Annotated in this window: 5 protein-coding genes and 1 tRNA gene; 5 read left to right on the plus strand and 1 reads right to left on the minus strand. The window is 39.9% G+C overall.

All coding sequences use genetic code 11. The features are described 5' to 3' along the window. Positions 1-113: 113 nt before the first annotated feature. Positions 114-1,046 carry a TIGR01212 family radical SAM protein gene (locus VXK47_RS18620; RefSeq protein WP_435550289.1) on the minus strand — a complete coding sequence of 311 codons (933 nt, stop codon included), beginning with the start codon at positions 1,044-1,046 and terminating at the stop codon, positions 114-116. Between the two features lie 122 nt (positions 1,047-1,168). Here VXK47_RS18620 and mnmG point away from each other — a divergent pair, with 122 nt between their 5' ends. The 5 genes from mnmG (at position 1,169) to VXK47_RS18645 (ending at position 6,969) form a co-directional block, all read left to right on the plus strand. Continuing rightward, positions 1,169-3,076, plus strand: coding sequence for a tRNA uridine-5-carboxymethylaminomethyl modification enzyme MnmG/GidA (mnmG, locus tag VXK47_RS18625; RefSeq protein WP_435550290.1), 1,908 nt, complete (start codon positions 1,169-1,171; stop codon positions 3,074-3,076). Between the two features lie 296 nt (positions 3,077-3,372). Continuing rightward, complete coding sequence (locus tag VXK47_RS18630) at positions 3,373-4,284, plus strand: DnaJ C-terminal domain-containing protein (RefSeq protein ID WP_435550291.1); 912 nt, start codon at positions 3,373-3,375, stop codon at positions 4,282-4,284. Positions 4,285-4,407: 123 nt separating this feature from the next. Then, on the plus strand, positions 4,408-4,929 hold the full coding sequence (gene hpt, locus VXK47_RS18635; protein ID WP_435550292.1) for a hypoxanthine phosphoribosyltransferase: 522 nt from the start codon (positions 4,408-4,410) through the stop codon (positions 4,927-4,929). A 14-nt stretch (positions 4,930-4,943) separates the two neighbouring features. Continuing rightward, on the plus strand, positions 4,944-6,827 hold the full coding sequence (locus VXK47_RS18640; RefSeq protein ID WP_435550293.1) for a zinc-ribbon domain-containing protein: 1,884 nt from the start codon (positions 4,944-4,946) through the stop codon (positions 6,825-6,827). Positions 6,828-6,892: 65 nt separating this feature from the next. Beyond that, positions 6,893-6,969, plus strand: a tRNA-Met gene (locus VXK47_RS18645). Positions 6,970-7,144 lie beyond the last annotated feature (175 nt).

Genomic DNA, 7,144 nt, shown 5'->3' on the forward strand with positions numbered 1-7,144 from the left:
CCATGGTGATGTCAAACCCAATGCCAACTGAAATAGTTCCGTATCTCTCATAGTAATTTGTCTCAACCTCCTCTATCTCTTGATGACTGATATCTATCATGTCTTGAATCGGATTACCCATACTTTTTAGCGAGGAGCCGATAATATTTCCCCTGCCATGAATCCCTGTTTTCCAGTATGTTTTTTATCAGAATAAGCGTATTTGCTTTTTCCGGAGACCAGAGAGGCGCCACCAGTTCGTTTCGGTGCGGGTCTCCGGTCAGGCGCTGGATAACCGTATCTTTTGGGAGAAGTTCCAGAAAATCGCATACAAGCTGAGCATATTCATCCTGTTCAAGGCATCTGTAGTTGCCACTTAGATAGATGGCTTCCATTTCTGTGCCTTTAACAACATAAAGAAGATGTAACTTGATTCCGTCTATTTTAAGTTCCGCCAAAGCTTTCGCCGTGTTGAGCATTTGTGATTTATCTTCTCCCGGAAGGCCTAAAATAACATGGGCGCAAATTTTTATGCCCCTGCCTTTTGTGGAATTTACTGCCTTTTTGAAACAATCAAAATCATGCCCTCTGTTTATCCGTAAAAGCGTTTCATTATTTGCAGATTGCAATCCGTATTCCACCCATATAAGAGAATCTTTTGCATAGCTTTCAAGCAGCTTCAGTATGTTTTCATTAACGCAGTCAGGTCTTGTTCCTATCGAAAGACCTGCAATGTTTTCCACCGACAAGGCTTCATCATAAAGGCTTTTCAATTTTTCATAAGGAGCGTATGTGTTGGAATATGACTGAAAGTAGGCTATGAATTTTTCGGCTTTGTACCTTTTTGAAAGAGCCGCTTTTCCCGCTATAAGCTGCTGTGTTATGGAAAGGCCTTTCCCATGAGCGCCTGTACCGGAACCTTGGGCATTGCAGTAAATACAGCCTCCTGTTGAAATAGTACCGTCTCTGTTGGGGCAATTCAGCCCTGCGTCAACTGTAATTTTTTGTACTCTGCACCCGAACATATTTCTGAAATATGAATTTAAATCATAATATCTGTTTTTCATATTTTATATCCCGTCTTGATTTGATTTGAATACAATTATATATAGTGAAAATATAAAAGGGAAGGTGATTTTTTCAGATTTATGCATAACAGTGATTTTTACCGGTTAGATACAGAAAGAGGGTGAAATTGTACTCTAAAAATTATGATATTATCGTAGTAGGCGCAGGACATGCCGGGTGTGAGGCGGCACTGTCTGCTGCAAGGATGGGTTGCAGCGTTCTTCTTGTCGCAATAGACCTTGACAAACTTGCTGCGATGCCTTGCAGTCCTTCTGTGGGAGGAATGGCTAAAGGACAGCTTGTAAAGGAAGTGGACGCGCTTGGCGGGGAAATGGCACGGATTTCAGATAAGAGCGCCATCCAGTATAGGACTCTGAATACAAAAAAAGGGCCTGCCGTTCATTCATCCAGAACACAAAATGACAAATTACGATATCACACAGCCATGAAAGCTGTTGTGGAGAAACAGCCGGGTCTGGATTTAAAGCAGGTGTTCGTGGAACGCCTGCTTGTTGAAAACGGAAAGATAACAGGTATTATAGACTACACCGGTTATTGTTATATGGCAAAAGCAGTAGTACTTGCTACCGGCACTTTTTTAAGCGGGCTGATTCATATCGGCGCAAATTCCATGAAAGCAGGAAGGGCCGGAGAATTCGCCTCTTATAGCCTTGCGCAAAATCTGAAGGAACTGGGATTTAATCTTGGCAGAATGAAGACCGGAACTCCTCCGAGATTGCATAAATCAAGCATTGATTTTACCGTATTTTCAAGACAGGACTCGGAGTCCGATCCAACGCCCTTTTCGTTTTTCACAAACAGCATTTCTCTTCCCCAGATGCCGAGCTATATGGGCCATACAAGTGTAAAAACCCGCGAAATAGTATTGAAGAATCTTAAGTTTTCCGCATTGTATGGAGGCATTATTAAAGGAGTTTCAGCAAGATATTGCCCATCGTTTGAAGACAAGATCGTAAAATTTCCGGAAAGAGAAACTCATCATGTCATACTTGAACCGGAAGGGCTGGATACTGAGGAAATATACGCAAGCGGCCTTGGCAACTCTCTTCCCGTCGAAATACAGATACAGCTTGTAAGATCTATAAAAGGACTGGAAGAGGCACAAATAATCAGACCTGCCTATGCTATTGAATATGACTACATTAATCCTGTTAATCTCAAACAAACGCTTGAAACAAAGCTTATCTCAGGGCTTTTTCTGGCCGGTCAGATTAACGGAACTTCCGGATACGAAGAAGCCGCGGCTCAGGGCTTATGGGCAGGGATCAATGCCTCATGCCTTGTTCAGAAAAGGCCCCCTTTTATTTTGGACAGATCCCAGGCTTATATTGCCGTGATGGTAGACGACCTTGTTACCAAAGGAACCCTTGAGCCATACCGGATGTTTACTTCAAGAGCGGAATACAGGCTAATGTTACGGGAGGATAATGCCGATCTGAGGCTGATGGAGGCGGGACATGAACTGGGGCTTATTGATGATGACACCATTAAAGAATTAAATGAACGGAGAAAGCAGATTCAGGCTGAAACAGCCAGGATAAAGAGTGTAGTTATCAAGCCGTCGAAGGAAGTGAATTTGTTTCTGGAAAGCCGTGGCACAAATCCTATAGATAATGGGGTTTATCTGGATCAGTTATTGAAAAGAACACAGCTTGATTACAGCGCTGTTTGTGTTTTGGCCGGAGGTTGTGAAAACATAGATCCAAAAGTAAGTAAACAGGTTGAGATAGGAGTTAAATATGAAGGCTATATTGAAAGACAGCAAAAAGAAATTGATAAATTTAAAAATCTGGAAAGAATAAAAATTAAAGAAGGATTTGATTTTTCACATGTTCATGGTTTATCAAACGAACTAAAAGAAAAACTGAATGAAATAAAACCTGCTTCACTTGGCCAGGCATCGCGAATTGACGGTATGACTCCGGCTGCTGTTTCAGTACTTATGATAGCATTAAAAGCTTTTGAGCAAGGACAGCAAACAACCAAGGACAGACATGAACTAATTTAACTGTATGATTCTTGACAGGGTGCAACTTAAACCTTATTATCAGAAATTATAGAAAAAAATAAGTGAAATCCTATTGGAACAATAAAATATTTTGCCGAAATAATTAAATCTTAAATTTTATTTATAACGATAGAGCCACTTTCAAAACGTTTCAGTTTGGTCAAGGTCAAGGCGGGCGAAAATTTTAACCACAGGAATACATTTAGTATTTCGAGGATTAAAATTTGAGCCAAACGCAGAGATCGGCCTAAATGGGACGTTTTGAAACTGGCTCGATAGTATAAAAGGGAAGCTATATGTCAGAAACCAATTATTATAAAGAGCTTGGTGTCAATAAAGATGCCAGTGGTGATGAGATTAAAAAGGCATACAGAAAGCTTGCAATGAAATATCATCCCGACCATGCCAAGGGTGATAAAAGCGCCGAAGAAAAATTTAAGAAAATCAGCGAGGCTTACGCAGTTTTAAGCGATAAGGAAAAAAGAAAACAATACGATGAATTCGGCTCATCTGCCTTTAATCAGAAATATTCACAGGAAGATATTTTCAAAGGTTTTGATTTAAACGATATCTTAAGGGAATTTGGCGTTGGCGGCGGTGCTTTTTCCGGAAGAGGAAGCAGAAGACGACCCGCATACGGATCAGGCTCCCCCTTTGGGGATTTTTCCGCTTATCAGCAGCCGGCTCATGGCCAGGATCTGGTTTACGAACTTCCTTTAACATTGGAAGAGGTTGCAAAAGGTACTACGAAAGTCATCAGCTTCAAGCATGATAAGCGTTCTGAAAAAATTACTGTTAAAATACCAAAAGGAATGATAACCGGCAAGAAACTGCGCCTTGCAGGTAAGGGAGAAACAAGCCCATATGGCGGGGAGCCGGGAGATCTCTATATACAGGCAAAGGTTATGGATAATCCTGTCTATACTGTAAAAGAGTATGACCTGTATATTGAAAAAAGCATCCGGCTTACAGAAGCTATTATGGGATCAAAGATATCCATTCCAACAATTGAAGGCAAAGAATTGAACCTTAAAATACCCTCCGGCACAAAACATGGAACAAAAATGCGTCTTGCCGGCCATGGACTTCCCCAGATGAATGGAAAAAAAACAGGTGATTTATATGTTTCCATTAATATCATCATACCAAAAAGTCTGAATTCCGAACAGAAGGAATTGGTGGAAAAACTTGCTGAAACAGGCATATAACGAATTAAATTAATTGACAGGAAGACTTGTTAAATGTATTAAAAAGATAGCAAAGGTTATTATGCAATATCTTTTTTTCGCATCATTTTGTGGTTTTTGTCAGAATTTGCTTCGGATTTATATATGCATGAGTTTATTCTTTTTTTAAAAAAAGACGTTATCAATATGAAAGTTGCTGAAGTCGCCCGCAGGATTTCATCTGATTATAGAGATTCAGAGCTTGTTCTTGTGGGAGTTTTAAAAGGTGCTTTTGTTTTCATGTCCGACCTCATGAGATGCCTTACAATTCCTGTTGAGGTTGATTTTGTATGTACTTCAAGCTATGGTTCCGACACTAGAAGTTCCGGTAAGATAAATATGAGCAAAGAACTTAGCATTGACATAAAAGACAAGGATGTTCTGATTGTCGAGGATATAGTTGATACGGGCATTACTTTGGATTTTCTTGTTAAATACTTAAAATTTTTTGGTCCAAAGAGCATAAAAATTTGTGCTATGCTGGATAAGCGTGAACGACGGGAGATTGATATCAAAACAGATTATTCATGCTGCCATGTGGTTGAAAGCGGATTCCTTGTTGGTTATGGCCTTGATTATGCCGAGAAATACAGAAATCTGCCTGAAATTTACCAGCTCAAACTTTAAGCAGGGGGTATACCATGATAGTTACCTGTACGGGTTGTAATACCAGTTTTAATTTGGACGATGAGCGAGTAAAAAAAACGGGGTCAAAAGTCAGGTGTTCAAAATGCAAAAGTGTATTTAAGGTATATCCTCCTGTTCCATTGGATGAACAGGATCTTGCAGAAAATATCGAAGAACAGAAGATTGAAGTTCCCCGGAAAAATACTGAAGGATTATCTTTGTCAGAGTCCGAAGATCTGAATTTTTCCAAGGATGGGGAAGATTTGGAAGAAGAACCAAAAGCTGAAGTTGAAACTGAAGCGATTGCACAAAGCAGCAAAGAAGGACTGCCTGAAGAAGAGCTTGACTTTTCCGATTTAAGTGAAAGCCTTGAAATGGGAGAACTTGCTCCGGCTGATGGTTTAAAAGATGACGTCGGTAAAGAGTTCGAACTTATAGACCCCGGAGAAGAAATAGATTTTTCCGAACTTGAAAAGATGCTTGAAAACGGTGAAATCAGTTTTGATAATCTAATATCCGAAGAAAATAAAGATAAATTAAAATTTGCTGATACTGAGGAGATTGACCTTTCGGAAATAGATGCAGCAATTGATAATTTTGAAGATACGGATGCAGAGGATACTGAGGAGGATACAAGAGAATTACAACTAGAGTTCGAGAATGATCCTGACTTTCAGGTTCTTAAAAATAAAAATGCGGAAGAACTGGATTATTCGGACCTGGAAACAATCCCCGGTTTTAACAAAATTTCAAGTACCCCGGAAAATAAGGATAAAGCAGACGATATCCCCTCTGATCTTGTTCTGGAAATGGAGTCGGACTCTGTTGGCAAAAAGGGTGAAGAAGATTCTGAGGAGCTTGATTTTTCCGATCTGGAGACAATGCTTGACAGTGATACAGGCGCAGAGGAATCCCTTGTTAATCCGGCCGAAGAAACTGCTGAATTATCTCTGGAATTAAACCGGCCTTCAGATAGCAGCCCGGATCTTAAATTTGAAGATACAATTGCGTTTGAAGAACAGGAGCTTGATTTTTCCGATCTCGAGAAAATGCTTGAAACTGATACAAGCACAGATGATCAGGCTAAAGAACTCTCTATGGAGAATCTTGAATTATCTTTGGAAACAGATGCGCCCCCGAAAACTCAGCAGACTGATTATCTGTCCGATACTATTTCTCTGGATGAAACTCAGCTTGATTTAAAAACTGATGAAGATGTACATACGCATGCTGCAGAGCATGATGAAAATAAATTCCGGGATACGGCAACAATCGGAGCGGAAAATCTTAATATTGCTGCTGTTCAGCAGGCTCAAAGCGATAAAGAAGAATCCGTGAAGGTGATGCCGCCGCCACCGCCAGGCAAGAAGTTTTTTGGCAGGTTTTCATTGATTTTTGCCATTATTGTGTTTTTGCTTCTTGGTGCAGGTGCATTTATTTATTACAATCCTTTTGGCTTCGAGATCCCTTTTGTCAGCGATTATATACAATCAAAAGTTGATAAAAGTGGAAATTTAAAAATAACACCCGTTCTTTATACACTTAAGGGGGATTTTGTTGATACAAAAGCCGGGACTCTTTTTATAATTACAGGCAAAGTAAGAAATGATTACAAGCAACCGAGAAGTAATATTAAAGTAAAAGGGAAAGTCTTTAAAAAGGGAAGAACGCTTTTTGGAACCGAATCGGTCTATTGCGGCAATGTGATATCCGAACAGGATTTATTGGAGGTTGGCCCGGCTGAATTGAAAAAAAGATTACAAAACAGGCTTGGGGATAACAATTTGAATGTAAATGTAAAGCCTGGAAGTTTAATTCCGTTTATGATTATATTCGAAAATCCTTCACCAGATCTGGATGAATTTATTGTAGAAGCTGAAAGCTCCATAAAAGGATAAAAAAAAGAAACCGATTTCAGCTTGACTTAGGCATTGTGAGCTGGTAGAAGGCCATTTCAAATTCAGGCGATGTAGCTCAGTTGGTCAGAGCATGCGGCTCATATCCGCAGGGTCCGGGGTTCAAATCCCTGCATCGCCACCAATTCATAATCAATCTATATCTATATAGTCTAAAACCCGTTAGAAATAACGGGTTTTTTATTTTCTCATTACGGTCTAATAAAATCCAACAATAATTATAGTAACTTTTCCTTTGTTATCCACTTCAGAATTTCCAGCCTGAGCGCCTCCGATCGCGTCATTGTCCTGCTTTTAGC

This window comes from Desulfobacterium sp. N47 (assembly GCF_051233685.1).
In the GTDB taxonomy this organism is placed as follows: Bacteria; Desulfobacterota; Desulfobacteria; order Desulfobacterales; family RPRI01; genus RPRI01.